The 20,472-nt window shown below is 64.7% G+C and carries 16 protein-coding genes and 1 tRNA gene; 7 read left to right on the top strand and 10 right to left on the bottom strand.

Features of this window, described 5'->3' with window-relative positions:
- The first annotated feature begins 358 nt into the window (after positions 1-358).
- From R5N89_RS01275 to R5N89_RS01290, 4 genes are all read left to right on the top strand, one after another.
- Positions 359-2,578, top strand: a complete 2,220-nt coding sequence (locus tag R5N89_RS01275; RefSeq protein WP_110567955.1) for a TonB-dependent receptor — start codon at positions 359-361, stop codon at positions 2,576-2,578.
- 298 nt (positions 2,579-2,876) lie between these two features.
- Positions 2,877-3,173: a hypothetical protein gene (locus R5N89_RS01280; protein WP_110567957.1), complete on the top strand. Its 297-nt coding sequence runs from the start codon at positions 2,877-2,879 to the stop codon at positions 3,171-3,173.
- Between the two features lie 281 nt (positions 3,174-3,454).
- Positions 3,455-4,069: a hypothetical protein gene (locus R5N89_RS01285; RefSeq protein WP_146220190.1), complete on the top strand. Its 615-nt coding sequence runs from the start codon at positions 3,455-3,457 to the stop codon at positions 4,067-4,069.
- 54 nt (positions 4,070-4,123) lie between these two features.
- Positions 4,124-4,660 (top strand): GNAT family N-acetyltransferase, encoded by a 537-nt coding sequence (locus R5N89_RS01290; protein WP_110567961.1) that lies wholly within the window; start codon positions 4,124-4,126, stop codon positions 4,658-4,660.
- Between the two features lie 97 nt (positions 4,661-4,757).
- Here R5N89_RS01290 and R5N89_RS01295 read toward each other — a convergent pair whose 3' ends face one another.
- Complete coding sequence (locus R5N89_RS01295) at positions 4,758-6,134, bottom strand: ammonium transporter (protein WP_110567963.1); 1,377 nt, start codon at positions 6,132-6,134, stop codon at positions 4,758-4,760.
- Positions 6,131-6,469, bottom strand: a complete 339-nt coding sequence (locus tag R5N89_RS01300; RefSeq protein ID WP_061273594.1) for a P-II family nitrogen regulator — start codon at positions 6,467-6,469, stop codon at positions 6,131-6,133. The genes R5N89_RS01295 and R5N89_RS01300 overlap by 4 nt, the downstream gene beginning before the upstream one ends.
- A gap of 390 nt (positions 6,470-6,859) precedes the next feature.
- Here R5N89_RS01300 and R5N89_RS01305 point away from each other — a divergent pair, with 390 nt between their 5' ends.
- Entirely contained in the window at positions 6,860-8,134 is a 1,275-nt protein-coding gene (locus tag R5N89_RS01305; protein ID WP_110567965.1) for a chloride channel protein, read from the top strand.
- Between the two features lie 161 nt (positions 8,135-8,295).
- Here R5N89_RS01305 and R5N89_RS01310 read toward each other — a convergent pair whose 3' ends face one another.
- The 6 genes from R5N89_RS01310 to R5N89_RS01335 form a co-directional block, all read right to left on the bottom strand.
- Positions 8,296-9,645: a gluconate:H+ symporter gene (locus R5N89_RS01310; RefSeq protein WP_110567967.1), complete on the bottom strand. Its 1,350-nt coding sequence runs from the start codon at positions 9,643-9,645 to the stop codon at positions 8,296-8,298.
- A gap of 29 nt (positions 9,646-9,674) precedes the next feature.
- Positions 9,675-11,111, bottom strand: a complete 1,437-nt coding sequence (locus R5N89_RS01315; protein WP_110567969.1) for a TolC family protein — start codon at positions 11,109-11,111, stop codon at positions 9,675-9,677.
- Positions 11,111-12,238, bottom strand: coding sequence for an ABC transporter permease (locus R5N89_RS01320; RefSeq protein ID WP_110567971.1), 1,128 nt, complete (start codon positions 12,236-12,238; stop codon positions 11,111-11,113). Before R5N89_RS01320 ends, R5N89_RS01315 begins: the two co-directional genes overlap by 1 nt.
- 4 nt (positions 12,239-12,242) lie before the next feature.
- Complete coding sequence (gene rbbA / locus R5N89_RS01325) at positions 12,243-15,017, bottom strand: ribosome-associated ATPase/putative transporter RbbA (RefSeq protein ID WP_110567973.1); 2,775 nt, start codon at positions 15,015-15,017, stop codon at positions 12,243-12,245.
- Entirely contained in the window at positions 15,014-16,000 is a 987-nt protein-coding gene (locus R5N89_RS01330; RefSeq protein ID WP_110568083.1) for an HlyD family secretion protein, read from the bottom strand. Before R5N89_RS01330 ends, rbbA begins: the two co-directional genes overlap by 4 nt.
- 152 nt (positions 16,001-16,152) lie before the next feature.
- Positions 16,153-16,662, bottom strand: coding sequence for a MarR family winged helix-turn-helix transcriptional regulator (locus tag R5N89_RS01335; protein WP_244192110.1), 510 nt, complete (start codon positions 16,660-16,662; stop codon positions 16,153-16,155).
- Positions 16,663-16,903: 241 nt separating this feature from the next.
- Between R5N89_RS01335 and R5N89_RS01340 the strand changes: the two genes are divergently transcribed.
- Positions 16,904-19,060 (top strand): FUSC family protein, encoded by a 2,157-nt coding sequence (locus R5N89_RS01340; RefSeq protein WP_110567975.1) that lies wholly within the window; start codon positions 16,904-16,906, stop codon positions 19,058-19,060.
- Here R5N89_RS01340 and R5N89_RS01345 read toward each other — a convergent pair.
- Entirely contained in the window at positions 19,041-19,631 is a 591-nt protein-coding gene (locus tag R5N89_RS01345; RefSeq protein WP_110567977.1) for a preprotein translocase subunit YajC, read from the bottom strand. The two genes, R5N89_RS01340 and R5N89_RS01345, sit on opposite strands and share 20 nt — an antisense overlap.
- Before the next feature lie 250 nt (positions 19,632-19,881).
- Here R5N89_RS01345 and R5N89_RS01350 point away from each other — a divergent pair, with 250 nt between their 5' ends.
- Complete coding sequence (locus R5N89_RS01350) at positions 19,882-20,058, top strand: hypothetical protein (RefSeq protein WP_167400839.1); 177 nt, start codon at positions 19,882-19,884, stop codon at positions 20,056-20,058.
- Between the two features lie 310 nt (positions 20,059-20,368).
- Here R5N89_RS01350 and R5N89_RS01355 read toward each other — a convergent pair.
- Positions 20,369-20,443: transfer RNA gene (locus tag R5N89_RS01355), tRNA-Thr, on the bottom strand.
- Positions 20,444-20,472 lie beyond the last annotated feature (29 nt).

The following is a 20,472-nucleotide window of genomic DNA, read 5'->3' on the forward strand; positions in this document are numbered from 1 at the left end:
GGTTGTCGTATTGCGCCCGCCTGTCGGCATCGGGGTAGGGCGGGCGCAGGGGCCAGGCCATGCCCTGTGGCAGGTCCGGGCGGCCACCAAGTTTCGAGGCCCCTGCGGGAATGGCGTGCTCATCCCCCGCCATGGTGGACATGAGCCCGGCAGGCCGCGCCTGCGCAACAGGGGCCGCCTCCCGTTTAGGGAGGGGCGATGACGCGGTGCGCCGTTCTTCACCGAACGATTATGTTGCATAAATACAACATCTGGCAGGCCCGGCGAAGGCGACAGCTTTTTCATGTTGTTATGTTATATTGTACCAAATAAAGCTGCGCCTCCCGAAACCACCTCACCGGATGCGAGCCTTTCCGCCATGACGCGCCTATGGTTTTTCCCCCGTCCCCTTTCCCGTGCCATGCTGGCAGCCATAACCGCGCTGACCCCCGTTACCGCCGCCCTTGCGCAGGGCGGGCCTGCCACCACCACAACCCCCGATGCGTCACAGCCCACCACCGGGCAGGCGCAGGCGCTCGACCGCGCCTCATCCGCGCCCGAGGCCATGACGGTTACCGCGCGCCTCGACCGTGCGCGGGTGCAGTTGCAGCCTTCCACCGGGGCAACGGTGCATGCGTTCAGCCGCAAGGCGATCGAGACCATTCCCGGTGGCGACAATACCGGGCTGAACAGCGTGCTTTTGCAGGCGCCGGGCGTGGCGCAGGACAGCTACGGCCAGATCCATGTGCGTGGCGATCATAACGAGGTGCAGTTCCGTCTTGATGGCGTGCAGTTGCCCGAAGGCATGAACGTGTTCGGCCAGACACTCATGACCCGCTTTGCCGATAACATGTCGCTCTCCACCGGCGCATTGCCGGTGCAGTACGGCTTCCTGCAGGCTGCCGTCGTCGACATCACCACCAAGAACGGCGCGACCAACAAGGGCGGCAACGTGTCCATCTATGGTGGCGCGCGTGACTACTTCTTCCCCTCCGCGCAGTATGGGGGGCAGCATGGCAAGTGGGATTACTTCTTCACCGCCGATTACGTGCATGACCGGGTGGGCATCGAGAACACCACGCCATCCTTCAACGCGCCGCATGACCTGAGCAACCAGTACCATTTCCTTGGCCATGTGCGGTACACTGTGGATGAGAACACGCGGCTCAGCCTGATTGCAGGCGTGTCGAACGCCGAGTACCAGCTGCCCAATATCGGCGGCCAGAGCTTTGGCTGTTCAGATGATGGTGCGCCATGCGTGACTGGCACGGGCGCGCCAAGCCCGTCCAACCTCAATGAACGCCAGAAGCAGATCACCGATTTCGGCATCCTGTCGCTGCAAAAGGAGATCGGGGCCTTCTCGCTCCAGACATCGGTGTTCTCGCGCTACAGCAGCCTCGGCTACAGCCCCGACCCCAATCTGGGCGATCTGGCCTATATGGGCATAAGCCAGCATGCCGAGCGCTCGGTCATGTCAACCGGCACCCAGAGCGACGTGACCTGGCGCGTGCGGCCCGATCATACCGTGCGCTTCGGCTTTCAGGTCTTTGCTGAGCGTAACATTACCAAGGCCGATTCACTGGTGCAGAACAGTGATGGCGGGGCGCTGCGGTCCATTCACACCGGCAATGGCCGCACGGGCGATGTCTATGGCCTGTACGTGCAGGATGAATGGCGGCCGCTGCGCAATGTCACGGTCAATTACGGCCTGCGTTTTGATGGCGTGGGCGAATACACCAACGAGCACCAGCTCAGCCCGCGCATCAACGTGGTGTGGCGCGCGTGGAAGGGGGCAACCCTGCATGCAGGCTACTCGCGCTACTTCACGCCCCCGCCCTTCGAGGTGGTGGGGGGTGCCGACCTGCAGCAGTTTGCGGGTACATCAGGTGCCGCACCCGGCACCGGCAGCAGCACGGTCAAGGCCGAGCGCGACCATTACTTTGATGCCGGGATCGATCAGGTCATCCTGCCCGGCTGGCGCGTGTCGTTCGATGCCTATTACAAGCTGGCCCATAACCTGATTGACGAGGGGCAGTTCGGCGCGCCCATCATCCTGTCGGGCTTCAATTACCGGCGCGGGCAGGTGAACGGCTATGAGGTCTCGACTTCCTACGATCGCGGGCCGCTTTCGCTTTACGGCAATTTTGCGTGGTCGCGCGCCATCGGCAAGGACATTACCAGCGCACAGTTCAACTTCGCTTCCGATGACATGAACTATATCAGCCAGCACTGGGTGCATCTCGATCATGACCAGCGCTGGACCGCCTCGGCCGGTGGGTCTTACACCTTCTTCCACCGTACCGGGCACCCCACGCGGCTCTCGGCCACCATGGTCTATGGCAGCGGCCTGCGGCAGGATACCGATACCGTGCCCAATGGCGGCGTGATCCCGCAATACGCCACGTTCAACCTGGCGCTGGTGCAGTCCTTCCGTGATCTGTTCCATTCGCGCTTCCTGCGCACGACGCAGCTGCGGCTGGACGTGACCAACCTGTTCGACCACCCCTACATGCTGCGCAGTGGCACCGGCATTGGCGTGGGTGCCCCGCAATACGGGCTGCGGCGCACGATCCTGACCGGTATTTCGCAGAACTTCTGATAGAAAGTAAACGTTTCCGGGTGCCGCCTTTTTTAAAAAAGGCGGCATTCCTTTAAAACGGTTGAAAAAACGCTCATGCGCGCAGGCAGGGTCAGATCGGTTGCCTGAAACAATGAGGCAAAATCCATTTACCTTTCCCGGTTCAGGTATTTGATATAAAAATGAACCTTCTGTTTCATTTTTAAAGGCCGGGAATTTTTTGTTGAATATTGATTGCAGTATCTTTGGGTTCGGAACCGCTCTTTTCCATTTCCCGTTCCTCCTGCCATGCAGGCTGCAGGCAGGGATGTAAGCTGTCATGCACGATGATGCGCCTCCGCCCGGCCCCGTAACGGATGATGCCACAACCGAACCGCAGGCCGGGACCGGTTTGCAGCCCATCACGGGCAGGCTCAGGACAACCCCGCTCGATGTACTGGCCGAAATCCTGCTGGGCTGGAAACAGCTGCTGGCCAATGGAATATTGCTGGGCCTGCTCTGGTCCATCAGTTTGCAGACGCATGAGTATCCTCCTTTCGATCATGCCCTAGGCCAGAGGGAATGGGGGGTGGCGATGGAACTGATTGCCCTGGCGCCCTCCAGCCTGCAGCGCTGACGTTTACTGTTCTTGTCGCCTCGGGGTGGTGCTGGCGGTGTCATGTTGTGTACTGTCGGCGCAATGTCCGGCGTGGTACGACCTACGTCCTCTCTGCCAAGAGCATTTCAGCCTGGGATGCCAATGGATTATATACCGACATTGCGTGGGATGATTTCAGGATAATACGTCCGACACGACGCCTTCTGGTCCTGCGCATGCGGAGCCGGAGCAAGTGGCTTGTCATCACCTGGAACAGTTTCGCCCCGCAGGACGTGCCCCGGGCGAAGGCGCTCGTCCACATGGTGCGCATGCAGAAGGCGGCCCCGGTTGCCGCATGCCCCCCTGCTGGCACCACGGCCCTCCCGGCACGGTTGGATGCGGAAGGGGATGAAGTGACCGTTCCCCTGTCGTTTACCAGGGGGGAGCGGTTTTCTATCTTTTTAAAACTTGTTCCCTATGCTGCGTTTATGACTTTGGGACTGATGCTCATCCTGCATCTGGTTTTAATGTTCTCGCTAACGGATCGCAGGGCAGTTCTGTCCGGTGCAACGGACATGATTGACAGGGTACGCCTGCTCCTTGGCCTTGATCCACAGACCCTCTGCGTCAATGCGGGTAGTGTCGTTCTCAGTATTGTATTCCTGTTTGTAAACTACCTGCGCCAGATAAAGGCACAGCCCATGGCACGGGTGCGCATTGATGCGCAGGGCATCAGGTTGCTGGACATGGACCAGGACACCGTAAGGGTTTTTACCCCGTGGACGGTCGTGCGCATAATCTCGACTCCGCGCTTTTTGGAGGTAAAGCAGGGAAAGCTGATGTCCTTTTGTTATCCATGGCGTCTCTTCAGCCCGCAGGACCGGGCGCGCATACTGGCTTGGGCCGCGCAGGCCAGAGGCATGGCACAGCCCTGAAACGCCCTGCCGTTTACTGCAGGGGCGGCGCATCATGATCGAGTGGCAGTTGCCATGACCTTTTCCATCCGCCCGGCCCGGCCTGAAGAGACAGGTCTCCTGCCCGCTATCGAGCGCTCTGCTGCAAAAGCCTTTCTGGCTGTGCCCGCACTGGCCTGGCTGGCACAGGCTGACGGGTTGCCACCTGCCGTGCATGCAGGCTGCATTGCTCACGGCCTGTGCTGGGTTGCAGTGGATGGTCGGGATCAGCCCGTTGGTTTCTTAAGCGCGCGGCAATATGGCGCTGACCTGCATGTGCTTGAAATATCGGTCGCACATCCGGCGCAGGGCAGGGGGCTGGGGCGGAGCCTGCTGGCGGTCGCCCATGAGGGTGCTGCACGCCTGCCGGGTCTTACTCGCATCACACTGACCACATTCCGCACTGTTGGATGGAACGGGCCCTTTTATGCGCGGGCAGGCTTCCGGCTGCTCCCGCCTGCTGCACAGGATGCACGTCTGGCAGGTCTGTTGCGTGAGGAGGAAGCTGGTGGTTTTCCCCCAGGTTCCCGCTGCGCCATGGTGCGTGACGTGATTCTTGCGGGCGGGACCTGAAAACCGGTTTGGGGCACTGGCCGTGCGCAGGGGCCAGAAAAAAAGGGCGGCCCCGCAAGGCAGCCCTTTTCCGTCATGTTGCATGCAGGCAGTCAGGTCAGGAATTGATCCGCTCGCCATGCAGGCTCATGTCCAGGCCTTCCATTTCCTCATCGCGGCTCACGCGCAGGCCGATGGTCAGGTCAATGGCCTTGAGCAGGATGAAGGTCAGCACCGCGCACCACACCACGGTAATGCCCACCGATTCCGCCTGCGCCACGAACTGGTGAAACGACCCGCTCACCCCTTCCGGGCTGGCATCGGTGGCGGAAAGCGGGCCATAGGCGAACACGCCGGTCAGCAGCGCGCCCACGATGCCGCCAATGCCATGCACGCCAAAGGCGTCGAGGCTGTCATCATAGCCCATCATGTGCTTGAGGCCCGTCGCCCCCCAGAAGCAGATCACGCCTGCGATCAGCCCGATCATCAGCGCCCCGCCCGGCAGCACGAAGCCCGCAGCAGGCGTAATGGCCACCAGGCCACCCACCGCACCCGAGATGATGCCCAGCACGGTCGGCTTGCCGGTCTTGATCCATTCGGCGCACATCCACGACACGCCAGCGGCGGCGGCTGCGATCTGGGTGGTGGCCATGGCCATGCCCGCGCGCCCGTTGGCGCCACCAGCGGAGCCTGCGTTGAAGCCGAACCAGCCCACCCACAGCAGGGATGCGCCAATGATGGCATAGGTCAGGTTATAGGGTGAGAGATCGTCCTCCCCATAGCCCTTGCGCCGCCCCATGACCAGCGCTGCCACAAGGCCCGCGATGCCTGCGTTGATATGCACCACCGTGCCACCGGCAAAGTCGATCGCGCCGATCTTGGCGGCCACCCAGCCATCCGGCCCCCACACCCAGTGGGCCACGGGCACGTACACGATCAGCGACCAGATGATGGTGAACACGCACAGGGCGCTGAACTTCATGCGTTCGGCAAATGCGCCGGTAATCAGCGCAGGCGTGATGATGGCGAAGGTCATCTGGAAGGTCATCCAGACACTTTCGGGAATGGTCATGGTGGTGGCGGCAGGCGTGCCCGCGGCCATGGTGAAGGCCACGTCACTGCCCTTGCTGATGCCAGCGCCCAGCCCGTTGAGCATCACGCGTGACAGCCCGCCAATGAAGGCGTTGCCCGAGGTAAAGGTCAGGCTGTAGCCCAGCACCATCCACACCACCGTCATGATGCAGCAGATGGAGAAAGACTGCATGAGGGTGGCCAGCACGTTCTTCTTGCGCACCATGCCCGCATAGAACAGCGCAAGGCCGGGGATGGTCATCATCAGCACGAGTGCCGTGCTGATCAGCATCCAGGCGGTATCGCCCGTGTCGATGGCGGGTGGGGCATCGGCCGCCATGGCGGGCAGGCTGGCCATTGACGCGCCAAAAGCCGCCGCCGCCAGCCCGGCATGGCGGGCGCTTTTGCCAATCTTCTTGATCACAGCGCGTTTTCTCCGGTTTCCTGTGTCCTGATCCGTATTGCCTGCTGCAGGTCGAGAACGAAAATCTTGCCATCACCGATCTTGCCCGTGCACGAGGCGGACTGGATCACTTCCACCACCTTGTCGCACTGTGCGTCGGGCACCGCGATCTCAAGCTTGATCTTGGGCAGGAACTGGATGTTGTATTCGGCGCCGCGATAGATTTCGGTCTGGCCTTTCTGGCGGCCATATCCCTTCACCTCGGTTGCGGTCAGGGCATCCACCCCGATGGAATGCAACCCTTCGCGTACCTCATCGAGCTTGAACGGCTTGATGATGGCAATAACGAATTTCATCTCGTCCCCTTCCTGCCTTGCCCCTGAAACGTCACCTGGTGGCTACTGTTCCGTACAGGCAACCATATCGCGAAGCAATATGAAGTTGCTAGCGCCTTTCAGCGCCATTGTGCAGGGTTCGGGTGTTGCCATTATGGGCATGGCGTGTTCGCCATTTCTGACCTGCGGCGCGGTGCGGGTGGCGAAGGGCTGCCGGTACGCTGGCCGCCATTGCCGAATCGAACGGGGGCGAGGGCATGATCCCGCCTTGAGCCATGGGGTGCGGGCCGTGGCGTCCGTGCCCGTTAAACCGGCTTGGCGTTCCACGCCTTATCCGGCATATGCCATGCCATCATGACCCAACCCGCTCCCGCATCCGCGCCGCATGGCGCGCCCACCGCATGGCCGGTCATGGCCATGGCGGTCATTGCCACCGGTTTTCTGTCGGGTGTGGGGGGCACGGTGCTGTCTGTGCTGCTGCACATGATTCAGCATGTCGCCTATGGCTATGGCCAGCCCGGGGGGCCGCATACGTTCGTACAGGGCGTGAGTGCCGCGCCCGCATGGCGCAGGGTTGCCGCCCTGTGCGCCGCGGGCGTGGTGGCGGGCGTGGGCTGGTGGGCGCTGGGGCGTTTTGGCAGGCCGCTGGTCAGCATTGCGGCTGCTGTGGGCAAGACGGGTCTGGGCAGGCCCATGCCCGCGCTGTCCACCACGGTGCATGTGCTCCTCCAGATCGTGACGGTGGCCCTTGGCTCGCCGCTTGGCCGCGAGGTCGCGCCGCGTGAGCTTGGCGCGGTGCTGGCCACCGGCACCGGCCGCGTGCTGGGGCTTGCGCCTGATGACCGGCGCATCATCATCGCCTGCGGGGCGGGGGCCGGGCTTTCCGCCGTCTATAACGTGCCGCTGGGCGGCGCGCTGTTCATACTCGAGGTGCTGCTCGGCACAGTGGGGCAGCGCGCGGTGCTGTGCGCGGTGGGGGCTTCAGCCATCGGGGCGTTCGTGCCGTGGGCGGTGCTGGGCAACCTGCACCAGTATGACATCGGGCCGATGGCGGTCACGGCCCCCGTGGTGCTGTGGGCGCTGTGCGCGGGGCCGGTCATTGGCGTGGGCGCGCAACTGGCCAAGCGGCTGATGGCCGTGGTGCAGAACCGGGCCGCGCGGGGCGGCGCGCGCATTGCGTGGTGCCTTGTGGTGTTTCCGCTGCTGGGCGTGCTGTCGTGCTTCTACCCGCAACTGCCGGGCAACGGGCGCGGGCCGATGCAGCTTGCGCTGTCGGCGCAGCTGGGCACGGAGCTTGCCGCTACCGTGCTGGTGCTCAAGATTGTCGTCATCATGGGGGCGCTGCGGGCGGGGGCGGCAGGTGGCCTGCTTACGCCCAGCCTGACCATGGGCGCCCTGCTGGCCACCGTGCTGGCAGGGGGGTGGAACGCCTGCCTGCCCATGGTTGATGTGGGCACGGTGGCGCTGCTTGGCGGCATTGCCTTTCTGGGCACGTTCATGGCCATGCCGCTGACGGCCCTGGCATTGGGCCTCGAGTTCACCCATGTGGGGCATGACATGTGGATCCCGGCTTTCCTTACGCTTTCAGGCGCGCTGCTTGCCTTCCGGGTCTGCGCCAGAATGGGCCAGCCGCCTGTCGCCCCGACCCAGCCCGCTGCGCCGGGCAGCATGTCGGCACGCTCCTGAAATAGAGGAAGGGCAGAACAGGGGCTGCGTGCGCATCAGGCCCGGCAACGATTTCCCGAAGCCTGCGGTGGAACAGGGTCGTTGCGGGGCGACTGATGCCGACGATTCAGAGGCACCAAAAACCCTTCCTTCTTTTCAGAAATACTTTTTCTAGGCAGCCATTACAGGCCACAGGCCTGCAGCAGCACGCACATCGCAAGCCCCACCACGCCAATCAGCGTTTCCAGCACGGACCATGTGCGCAGGGTCTGTGGCACGGTCAGCCCCAGCGCATCGCGCACCTGCCAGAAGCCGGAATCATTCATCGGGCCGAACATTACCGCTCCCGCCCCGGTGGCCAGCACCACAAGCTCGGGCGAGACCGCGCTGCCATGCGCCATGATGGGGGCGACAATGCCCGCCGTGGTGCTCATGGCCACCGTGGCCGACCCCACGGCCACCCGCATGCCTGCCGCCAGCCCGCAGGCCAGCACCAGCAGTGGCACATGCATGTCCACCGCCGCACGGGCAATGGCGTCGGATATGCCGCTCTCCATCAGTTCAGCGCCAAAGCCGCCACCGGCCCCGATCATGAGCAGCAGCCCCGCCAGCGGGCCGAGACATTCATTGGAATACGCCAGCACCTTCTCGCGCGTCATGCCGCGCCGCAGCCCCAGCGTCCAGAACGACAGCAACGCCGCCAGCGCCAGCCCCACATTAGGGTCGCCCGCAAAACGCAGCGCCTCTGCCCACGGCCCGGGCCGGGGCCCCATGAAGCGCGTGGCAGACCCCGCCAGCATCAGCACCATGGGGGCGAGAATGGTGAACAGGGTCATGCCAAAACCCGGCAGGTCGGCCAGGTGGCGCGGCGTGCTGGCATCGTGCGCGCCTGCGGCGGCGGCACCGGCATCAGCCGGCAGGCGGGGCACGATGAAGCGGGTATAGAGCGGGCCTGCAATGATGGCGGCAGGCAGGCTGACCAGCGCGCCCATCCAGATCAGGCGGCCAATATCGGCATGATAGGCCGCCAGCGCGAACATGGTGCCGGGGTGTGGCGGCATGTAGCCCTGCACCACCGACAGCGCCGCCGTAACCGGCAGGGCCACGTGCAGGATGGGCATTTTCGTCTGCCGCGCGATGGAAAAGGCCAGCGGCACCAGCACCACGAAGCCCACCGTAAAGAACACCGAAAGCCCGACCAGCAGCCCGATCACCATCATGGCCCAGTCCAGCCGTCGTGGCCCGGCAAGGGCCACCACGGTCATGGCGATGCGGTCCGCCCCGCCCGAAACCTCGAGCATCTTGCCCAGCATGGTGCCCAGCGCAATGACCGAGGCGATCTGGCCCAGCACCTGCCCGGCCCCTTTTTCGAACGTGCTCACCACATGGTTCGCGGGCATGCCAGCGGCAAAGCCAAGCAGCATGGAGGCAATGAACAGTGCCAGGAATGGATTGAGCTTGCACCGCTCAATCAGGAACACGACAGCGCATATGGCCACAACAGCCAGCAGCAGGGCCATTCCGACCGACATCCGATGTCTCTCCTTTTCCTGCCCGGCGTCTAGTGCGAAACCGGCGTTGCCTCCTGCCAGCCCCCGCCCAGCACGCGGGCCAGCTGAATGGTGGCCTGCGTGCGCGAGTCCTGATTGGACAGGACTGCCCCCTGCGCATCCAGCGCCTGCATGCGGGCCTGAAGCACATCGCCAAGCGTGCGCTGCCCACCGGCATACAGACCGGCCAGATCATGCGCAACCTGCCCGGCCTGCGCCTGCGCGCGCGTCAGTTCCACGTCGCGGGCATCGAGGCCGAGGCGGTTTTCATAGCCATCTTCCACCTCGGCAAGGGCGTGCAGCAGGCTCTTGTCATAACCCGCCACCGCCGCATCGAGCCGGGCGCTGGCAGCATGAATGCGTGCCTGGATGCGGTTGGCGGTGAAGATGGGCAGGTAGGTGGTCAGCGCAATCAGGCCGCCCGTGCCGGACAGGCCGGGAATGCCATCAAAATGCAGCCGCCCGTCGCCGCCAAAGAATTCCAGCCCGAAACGGGGCAGCAGGTCGGTCTTGGCGCTCTTGAGCCGGTTGAGCGCCGCATCCACCTGATCGCGCCGGGCACGCACGTCGGGCCTGCGCTCGAGCACCGTGTCAGGCATCTGCCCCACGGGGGCGGGCGGCACGAAATAGGCCGGGGGCGCGGCAGGGGCAGGCAGCCCCTCCGGCGTCTTGCCGGACAGCACGGCAAGCCTGCGGTGCATGAGGTCAAGCCGGGCGACGAGCAGGGGCCTGCGCGCCTTCATTTCCGAAAGCTTCTGGTCAATCAGCTGCACATCCGCCGCCGTGGCCTGCCCCGATGCAAAACGCGCCTGCCCGTAGGCCCGCAACTGCCCCAGGGTTGCAATGCCCTGGTCTGTCAGGGCGATCTGGCGCTGCACGCCCTGGGCGCGCAGGTAACTGTCAGCCGCATCGGCGGCGATGACCATCTGCACGCCGTGGAAATATTCTTCCTCCGCCTTCACGCCATCCTTCGCCGCTTTCGCATCGGCATGGCGGCCGCCAAACAGGTCCGGTTCCCACGAGGCGGTGATGCCCGCAAGGTGACCATCCGCGCTGCGGTTTGAGTCGGGCAGGCCATCGGCATCGCGCCAGTCAATATCGCCGCCCATCATGTTGCCGGTAGCCCCCACGGTGGGGTAGAGCGCCGATCGCACCACCGTATGCATGGCGCGTGCCTCAAGCACGCGGTCGCGCGCGATGCGGATGTCGGGGCTTGCGGCCAGCGCGGTCTCGACCGCCTGCGTCAGCCCGGGGTCATGCCATGCCTCCCACCAGCGCGTCATGTCGGTGGGGGGCTGCGTGCCCGCCATGCCCGCCTGCGTGAACTGCCCGGGCACCGTTACGTGCGATGGCGGCGCATGCGTGCGGAAGGGTGAGCACCCCGCCACAAGCCCTACGGCCACCGCCATGCTTCCCATGCGGGCAGCCCGCGCCAATCTGTTCCTCATCATTCCTGCCTTGCCAACATGGATCTGAAGCGCATGAGCGCGAATACAAGAAATACAATGCCTGTCACCGTCACGGTCAGCAGCGGCAGCGCGATCGCGCCCAGCCCCGCATCGCGGTACAGAATGGCCTGCGACAGGTTGACGAACTGCGTGGTGGGCAGAAAGCGCACCACCACCTGCATCACCTGCGGCATGCTTTCCACCGGCGTCGCAGCTCCCGACAGCAGGTAGGCCACCGCATAGACCGGCACCACCAGCAGGCCGAACTGCGGCATGGTGGGGGCCACCGTGGCCAGCATGATGCCCAGCGCCGTGGCCGAGAACAGGTACAGCAGCGAGCACGCGGCAAACAGCGCAACCGACCCCGCAATCGGCACGCCGAGCCACACATGCACCACCAGCCATAGCGAGAGGATGGCGCCCACGAAGATGACCAGCCCGTTGGTCACGATCTTGGCCACCGCGATCTCGCTGGCACTTACGGGCATGACCAGCAGGTGCTCGAGCGTGCCGTGCTCGCGCTCGCGGATCACCGCCGCCCCCACCAGCACGATGGACAGGATGGTGATGTTGGTCACGATCTGCATGACCGAGGTGAACCATTTCGATTCACTGTTGGGGTTGAAGCGGATGCGGCTCTGCACGGCAAACGGCACCTGGTCGATGGGTGAGGGCACATGCAGCATGTCATCCACCTCGCCCATCAAAATCTCGTTGAGGTATTCCGTGCCCAGCCCTGCCTGGGTCATGGCGGTGGCATCCACGCGCAGCTGCACGGCGGGCGTGCGGCCCGCCAGCACATCGGCCTGGAAATGGGGGGGAATATCCACCACGAAGATATAGTCCCCCCTGTCCATGCCCGCGAGCGCCTGCGCGCGGTCCACCATGACGGGTGGTTTGAAATAGGGCGGCTGGACCGCATCGCGCATGCGGCGCGACAGGGGGGAATTATCCTCGTCTATGAAGGCGATGGTGGCGTTTGACACCTCCACCTTCACCCCGTTGGCCACCAGCAGCACGCCCGCGCTGAAGGCGAACACGATCAGCCCGAGCAGCACCCGGTCATGCACCAGGCTGCGCAGTTCCTTGCCGCACAGCAGACCAACATTGAGCAGCCAGCGCATCATGCGATCAGGCTTCCTGTTTTTTCAGCAGAAGGCGGGCGGCCAGCATGTAGCTTGCGCCAAAGCCGCCCAGCGCCAGATACATCGGCCCGAAGCTTGCCACCCCCAGTCCCTTGGTAAAACAGCCCAGGCTGATGAGCTGGTACCACGCGGCGGGAAAGCCCAGGCCCACGAGGCGGCTGATGCCCGTAAGCGTGGAAGCCGGGTACAGCAGGCCCGAAAAGTTGACCGCCGGGATCAGGCAGATGATGGACGTGCCGAAAATGGCCGCCACCTGTGAGCTGACAAAGGTGGAAATCAGCAGCCCCAGCCCGGTGGCCGAGAGCACGAACAGCACGCCGCCCACGCTCAGCGCCAGCAGCGACCCCTTGAGCGGCACCCCCATCACCACCACGGCCACCAGCACCAGCATGAAGTAGCTGATGGTGGCCAGCGCCACGTAAGGCGCCTGCTTGCCCATGAGGTACTGCCCCACTGAAGCAGGCGAGGCGTAAAGATTGACGATGGAGCCCACCTCCTTCTCGCGCACCACGCCAAGGGCGGTGAGCATGGTGGGGATGAGGATGAGGGCGAGCATGATCACGCCTGGCGTCATGGCGTAGATGCTACGGAATTCCTGATTGTAGGAAAAGCGTGGCTCCACGGTGATGGGAATGACCGCGCCCTGCGGCATCTCGCGGCCAAGCGTTGCGGCATAACCGGCCAGCACGCCGGTCACGTAAGCGCGCACATTGGCCGCGAGGAACGGCACCGCGCCATCAATGATGACCCCGATCTCGGGCCTGCGTCCGGCCTCGAGGTCACGCGCGAAGCCTGCGGGGATGTCGAGCGCAAGCTGCGCGTGGCCATTGCGGATGTCACGGTCAAGCGCATCGGCATCCGCCACCGGGGTGAGTTCGTGGAAATAGGTGGAGCCGCGAAAACTGTCGATCAGGTCGCGGCTGATGGTGGTGCGGTCATGGTCATCAACCGTAAAGCGCACGCCTTCCACATCGAACGAGATGCTCGAGGCCGCCACCACCAGCAGGATCAGCGGGCCGATCAGGGCAAAGGTCAGCCGCAGGCGGTCACGCAGCAGTTCCACCCCCTCGCGCCGGGCAAAGGCCCAGGCACGCGGCAGCCACGCGCCGCCCAACGTGCCGAACCGCGCCGCCAGCCTGCCGCCCAGCGCGTGCCACCACGTGCGCGCCGCGCTCTGGCGCGCGGGCGCGGCCGCGTGTTCCTGCGCATCGGTCGCGGCCTCGGCATCCTGAAGGTAGGCGATGAAGGCGGCCTCGAGACTGGACGCGTTGCGCTTTTTCACCAGTTCGGCGGGCGTGCCCACGGCCAGCACGTGGCCCCGGTGCATGAGCGAGATGCGGTCGCACCGCGCCGCCTCGTTCATGAAATGGGTCGAGACGAAAATCGTGACATGATCCTGACGCGACAGGCGGATGAGGTGCCGCCAGAACATGTCGCGCGCGGCGGGGTCCACGCCGGAGGTCGGCTCATCAAGGATCAGGATTTCGGGGTTGTTGATGCAGGCCGCCGCCAGTTGCAGGCGCTGGCGGATGCCAAGCGGCAGGGAGGCGGGGCTGACATCGGCGCAGGCCGTCAGCTCGAACGACTCGATGGCCTGCGCCACGCGCTGCGCGGCCTGTGCTGCCGGAATGCGGTAAAGACGGGCCTGCAGCATGAGGTTCTGCCGCACGGTCAGTTCCTCATAAAGCGAGAACGCCTGCGACATGTAGCCAATGCGCATGCGGGTTTTCATGTCGCCCGCCGTGATCTGCTCGCCAAACAGCCTGGCCGTGCCGCTGCTGGCATCGAGCAGGCCGGTCAGCATCTTCATGGTGGTGGACTTGCCGCAGCCATTGGAGCCAAGGAAGCCGAAGATCTCGCCGCGGCTGATGGTGAAGCTCACGTCGCTCACCGCCGTAAAGCTGCCAAAGCGGCGGGTCAGGTGCGCGGCCTCGATGGCGGGCGGGCCACCGGGATCGGCATAGGGCGGAATGACGAAGCCACTGGCCTCCTGCCGCTTGCCCTCGGGCAGGAGCGAGATATATGCCGCCTCCAGCGATGTGGTGTGCGTGTGCTCGAGCACCTTCTGCGTCTGGTCGCTGATCAGCACCTTGCCGTCATCCATCGCCACCAGCCATGCAAAGCGCTCGGCTTCCTCCATATACGCGGTGGAGACGATCACGCTCATGGTTGGTCGCTCGCGGCGCAACTGGTCCACCAGTGTCCAGAATTGCTGGCGCGAGAGCGGATCGACACCCGTGGTGGGTTCATCAAGGATCAGCAGGTCGGGGTCATGCACCAGCGCGCAGCACAGGCTGACCTTCTGCTTCATGCCGCCCGAAAGATGGCCCGCCGCGCGGTCGGGGAAGGGGGCAAGGCCCGTGGCATCGAGCAGGCGCTGGATGCGGGCATCGCGCTCGCGGGCATCCATGCCGAACAGGCGGGCGAAGAAGTCGATGTTCTCCCACACCGACAGGGTAGGATACAGGTTGCGCCCCAGCCCCTGCGGCATGAAGGCGACACGCGGCAGGAACGCCTCACGGGCGTGGCGGTCGCCTATATCAGCGCCCAGCACATCCAGTCGGCCCGACTGGAGCTTGCGCACGCCCGCAATCAGCCCGAGCAGGGTCGACTTGCCCACGCCATCAGGCCCCACGAGGCCGATGGTGGTGCCTGCGGGCAGGTCCAGCGTCACATCCGCCAGCGCCGTGACCGCGCCGTAGCGGTGCGTGACCCCGGCAATGCGGATGCCCGGCGGGCTATGGGGCGCGGCCTCGCTCATTGCGGGGCATCGGCTACGTCAAGGCTCGCGGGCCAGCGGGTGGCGGGATCGGTGCGCACGTAGCCATCGCCCGTCATGCCCGCCTTGAGCACGCTGCCATAACGTGCCGCCGTTTCGGGGCTGACGCGCAGCTTGACGCGATAGACCAGCTTGTCGCGCTCGGTTGCGGTCTCGACATATTTGGGGGTGAACTGCGCCTCGGGCGAGACGAAGGATATGGTGGCGGGAATGACCTGCTGGTGCAGCGCATCAAGGGCAATGCGCGCCTGATCGCCCACATGCAACTGACCTGCCTGCTGGGCTGGATAGAACACGGTCAGGTACATATCCGCCGGATTGAGCAGCGAGGCCACGCGGCCGCCACCGGGCAGCACGGCGCCCTTTTCCACGATGCGGTATTCGATCCTTCCCGCCACGGGCGCGCGGATGGTCATGTCATCATCGGCGGACTGGGCCTGCGCCACCTGCGCCTGCGCTGCATCGGCCACGGCCTGTGCGCCATCGACCGCACGCCCGGCGGCCTCTGCCCCTGCGGTGGCGGTGTCGAGATTGGTCTGGTGCTGGGTCAGTTCCATGTCAGAGACAAGGTGCTGGCGGAACATGGTCTGCGCATGGTCCATGTCGTGCTGTGCAAGGTGCAACGTGGCCTGCCGCGCATCGCGCTCGGCCTGCGCGCGGGCCACGTCGGCCTGGGCTGCGCGCAGGTGGGCGCGCGCGGCGTCGAGGCTGGCGCGGGCGCTGATGTCATCCTCGCGCGCCAGGACCTGATTGGCGGCGACCGTATCGCCCTCGTTGAAATCCAGTTCGGTGACGCGACCGGGATATTTCACCGCCACGTCGATGCGGGCGAGTTCCAGCCGCCCGTTGGCGCGCGCCAGCCCCGGCGGCAGTTCGCCCCGGTGCTGCACCACGTACCACCCCGCGCCACAGCCCACGGCCACCACGACAAGCCCGGCGCCAATCGCTGCGTCACGCCACTTCATGCCATCGGCCCCATGCTGCCCGCAAAGCACGGGCCGGTCGCAACGGGGTGGAGCAATACGATCATGGATGAAACCTTTAAAGCCAATGCTAGGGACACCAGAACCCTATCTTCTATACAACCCGGGCGCACAGTGAACTGATGTACATCAGTTCAGGGCATGTTATCGCCACAGGGCGCGGCCTCTTCCTCGCGCAGCACGTCCTCCGCCTGCCGCAGCACCTCGGCCAGCACATCCATCATGGCCTGCACCCGGTCTGTTCCCACGCCATCGAGCACGCGGGCCTCCATGCCCGCGCAGGTCTGGTGCAGGGCGGCGCATTTGCGCGTGCCGCGCGTGGTCAGGTGCAGGGTCTTGGCGCGGCGGTCGGCGGGGTCGGGGCGGCGTTCGACCAGTCCTTCGTCTTCCAGCAGGTCGAGCACGCGCACCAGGGCCGAGCTGTCGGTGTTCATGGCATGGGCGAGCGCGCGCTGGCTTACGCCATCGGGCAGCATCATCAGGTAGGCGAGGGGGCGCATCATCGCCATGCTCATGCCGTCAGGCCGCAGGGCGCGGTCGAGCACCAGCCGCCAGGTATTGGCCAGCCGCATGGTGAGGAAGGTCATTCGCATGTCCTGGAAACCCGTGCCCTCGATATCGGGCAGTGGCGAACGGTCGGTCATGAGCATTCCCTGTGCTGGTTGGTCAGGCCGCGGCCACGGCGCCTGCCGCGCGATAACACGCAGGGCGCGCGGAATCATGACCGTTTATGGAGATGGCTGCCCAGCGGCAGAACCGATAGCATCAATATAATTGACATGACACTAATTGTCATACAATAAATTCCGGCTTCGTATTCGCTGCTCTTCCCTCCGCCGGGTTTATCAGGTAGCCCCTACGCCGCTGCCGGGAGTTTTTCGCCCAATGTTGTCCAGCCTGAAGCGCATTTTCTCCGATGATGCCCAATGGGCCGCCACGCGCACCACCGCGGCGTTCAGCGCGCGCGCGCTGCTTTCTGTGGGGATCGCGCTGTTCCTGGCCTTCTCGTTCCAGCTCCAGTCGCCCATGAGTTCGGTCACCACGGTCATGATCGTGGCCAACCCCACGGTGGGGGCGCTGGTTTCCAAGAGCGTGTGGCGCATCATCGGCACCATCATCGGGGCCACGATCAGCGTGGGGCTGATGGCGGTGTTCGTGCAGTCGCCGGTGCTGTATTTCATGGGGCTGTCAGTGGTGGTGGGGCTGGCCTGCATGGCGGCCACCTTCCTGCGGCTGTTCCGCGCCTATGCCGCCGTGCTGACCGGCTATACCATTGTCATCATCTCCGCCCCGGCGTTTGACAACCCCGATGGCATCTTCCTCTCCGCCATGTCGCGCCTGGCTGCCGTGGTGGTGGGCATTGTCACCACGGCGGCGGTGTTCATGGTCACCTCGCCCCGCCGGTCGGACACGCTGTTCATCCAGATCCACGGCCTGTTCCGTGATACGGTCAACTATATCCTGGCCTTCCACCAGGGCTACAGCAACGTGCCCGCGCAGAACGCCGATGCGCCGCCCGGCAGCACGTTCCGCGCCCTGCCTTCCACGTTTCATGACAGCCGCGCCGCCATGCTCACCCGCATCGCCCGCCTGTCGGACGCGGTGGAATACGCAGCGGCCGACAATTACGACATCAGCGTGCGCCAGCGCGAAATACGGGCAGGGCTGGCGCGGCTTTCGGGCATCGTGGCCTCGTATCACCCCCACACCATCACCCCCGCCGATACGGAGCAGGACCGCGCGGTGCATGGCGAGATCGTGGCCATGCTGCACACCCTGCTGGACCTGACGAAAGACCAGGCGTTGGAGGCGATGTGGACGCAGGGCTGCGCGCGCATCCAGCACGCGCGGGCCATCATGATCGATGAGGCGCGCGCGACCCATTCGCCCCGCTCGCTCCTGTTTCTGGATGACATACAGGACCTGCTTGGCCAGATCGACACGGCCCTGCAGGATCTCTCGCGCCGGGGCAGCGCCGGTCGCAGGCTGCGGCTGCAACCCTATCTGGAATGGCCCACCGCGCTGCGCAACGCGGCCCGCGGGGCGCTGATCACGCTGCTGGCCACGCTGATCTGGTACGTACTGCACTGGACGGCGGGGCCGACCATGATGCTGTACGTGGTGGCGGCGGCGAGCCTGCTCTCCACCCTGCCTTCGGCCTCGCGGGCCGCGGGGATGATGGCGGCGGGCACGGCGCTGGGCATACCGGCGGGGCTGTTGTGCCATATTTTCCTGCTACCGCAGATCGATGGCTACCCGCTGCTGTGGCTCTCGCTGTGCATTATGCTGCTGCCCGGCGTGTGGCTGCAGTTCCACCCCAAATTCGGCGTGGGGGGCTTTGGATACGGCGTGTTCTCGACCGTGATGCTGCAGGTCAACAACCCGATCCATTATTATAACGACATCAGCCTGTTCAATGGCTGGATGGCGCTGTTCATGGGCTGCATCATGCTGGTGCTGTCCTTTCGCGTGATTCTGCCGCCCAACCACCGGCTCGATGCCGCCCGCCTGGTCATGTCGCTCACGCGCAGCCTGCACAGGCTGGCGCTGTCAGGCCGCAGGCAGGGCAAGGAATGGCTGGTATGGGAGAACCTGCAACTGCAGAAGGTGATCCGGCTGGCCATGCGGCTGTCGTTCTTCGCCCGGCCCGCCAGCATGCATGAATATATCGATGCGGCGCTCGCCACGCTTTCGCTCGGGCGGCTGATCGAGCGCATCCGCACCATCGCGGGCAGCCCCGACATCATGGGCGCGCAGCAGGCTGCGATCTATGATGCGCTGGATACCTTTAGCGAACTGTCGCACAACCCGCTGCTCACGGCGGCGAGCCTGCGGCGGGCGGCCACCATACTGTGCCCGCCCGATGCCCTGACCCTGCGCCCCGCGGCCCAGGTCGAGGCCATGGCCTGCCTTGAGCAGGCGGCGCGGATCATCGAGGATATCCCCGGTTTTCTTGACCAGCGCGGCCCGCTGCAATGGGCGGAGGATTACCCCGCCGCCCACCGGCCGCCGCTGGCCGCCGTCAGGACGGAAGCCGGCTGAGCACCGAGAACGACACCGCATCCATCACCGTGGTGTCGACTTCATCACCGGGCTTGAGGGTTTTCAGGAAGTCCTGCATCGCCTTCTGGCGCACCAGCACCACGCGTGTGATGTCATCGGGGTCGACAAACACGACCTGGTTGCGGGTGGTGTCCACGCCGGTCACCTTCACGCGCTCGCGCTTGAAGGACACCATCATGCCATGCGGGTGCGGCCCGGTACGGGTGCCGGCGGCGTTTTCGGTCGATTCCGGCAGCGGCGCGCCGGGAGGCGCGATGGAAGCATCAATGGTGCGGACAATGCGCAGGCCGATCTTGTCGCCGGGGTGGAGCACCGGCAGCTTGGCGCGCAGGTCGGGATCGACGCGCACGGTATCGAGGTTGCCTGTCTTGTCGCGCAGCAGGATCATGCCCGCGTCGTGGTCCACGCTCTCGACCGTGGCGGTCGCCGTCTGGTTGCCCACGATGACCGGGGCCTGCGCCATGGCGGGCATTGCGGCAGCAGACGCGCCCGCAACCACGGTGGCCAGCGCCAGCGCCACGCGGCGCGATGCAAACAGCTTCACGTTCATAGGTGTCGTTCTTCCCTAAAATCTCTTGACGGATATCAGTCCCTGGCGGGCGGAAACGCGCCCATGCCAGCGCCCTTATCCCATAACGCGCAGAGGCGGTCACGTATCCTACGATGTATGGCGGCCCGCGCACAATCGCGCCCCAACACCTGCGCCCAGCGCATTACCCCCTTCCGCCATGCGGGGCTGCGGGGGGCGCGCGCATGGTGTAAGCCTGCCGCATTGCCAGGCACACAAGTCAGGAACCGACATGACCGACCAGACCCCGCCCGACGCCTTTGCACAGGGCAAGGCAGCCGCCACCAAGGGCGAGCCGCTGATCGAAAACCCCTATGATGAAACCCTGCCCGCCTATGAGGACTGGAACAAAGGCTGGTGGAGCGTGCGTGAAAACGATGGCGACTTCGACCCGTTTGCCGAGAAATAGGCCAGGGGCCACGATGGCGTGAGGTCAGCCAAACGTGCGGTCGCGCCTGTTGTGGCAGGCCCGCGTACGTGGAATGAAGGACGATGACGGTTCGTTGAGATCAAGAACGGCGACTGTTCTCAGAAAAAAAGAGGCGGCATCGGGAACGGTGTCGCCTTTTTTTGTGGCCTGTACGGCAGTCGGAAATGTGCGGATCGCCCGGGGCCAGCAGTCAGGGATACTGACCCTCTCCTGTTACCCCGCCACGGCGCAAGGTGGCTTGCGATAGCTGGGGAACATTAATAAAATCAATGATTTCAAAGGAGGTAGGTGGTGCCGACACTCGGAATTGAACCGAGGGCCTACTGATTACGAATCAGTTGCTCTACCCCTGAGCTATGTCGGCAAACCTGTGGCGTCTGATAAACGATGGGC

Origin of the sequence: Komagataeibacter sucrofermentans DSM 15973 (genome assembly GCF_040581405.1) — a bacterium.
GTDB classification, from domain to species: domain Bacteria; phylum Pseudomonadota; class Alphaproteobacteria; order Acetobacterales; family Acetobacteraceae; genus Komagataeibacter; species Komagataeibacter sucrofermentans.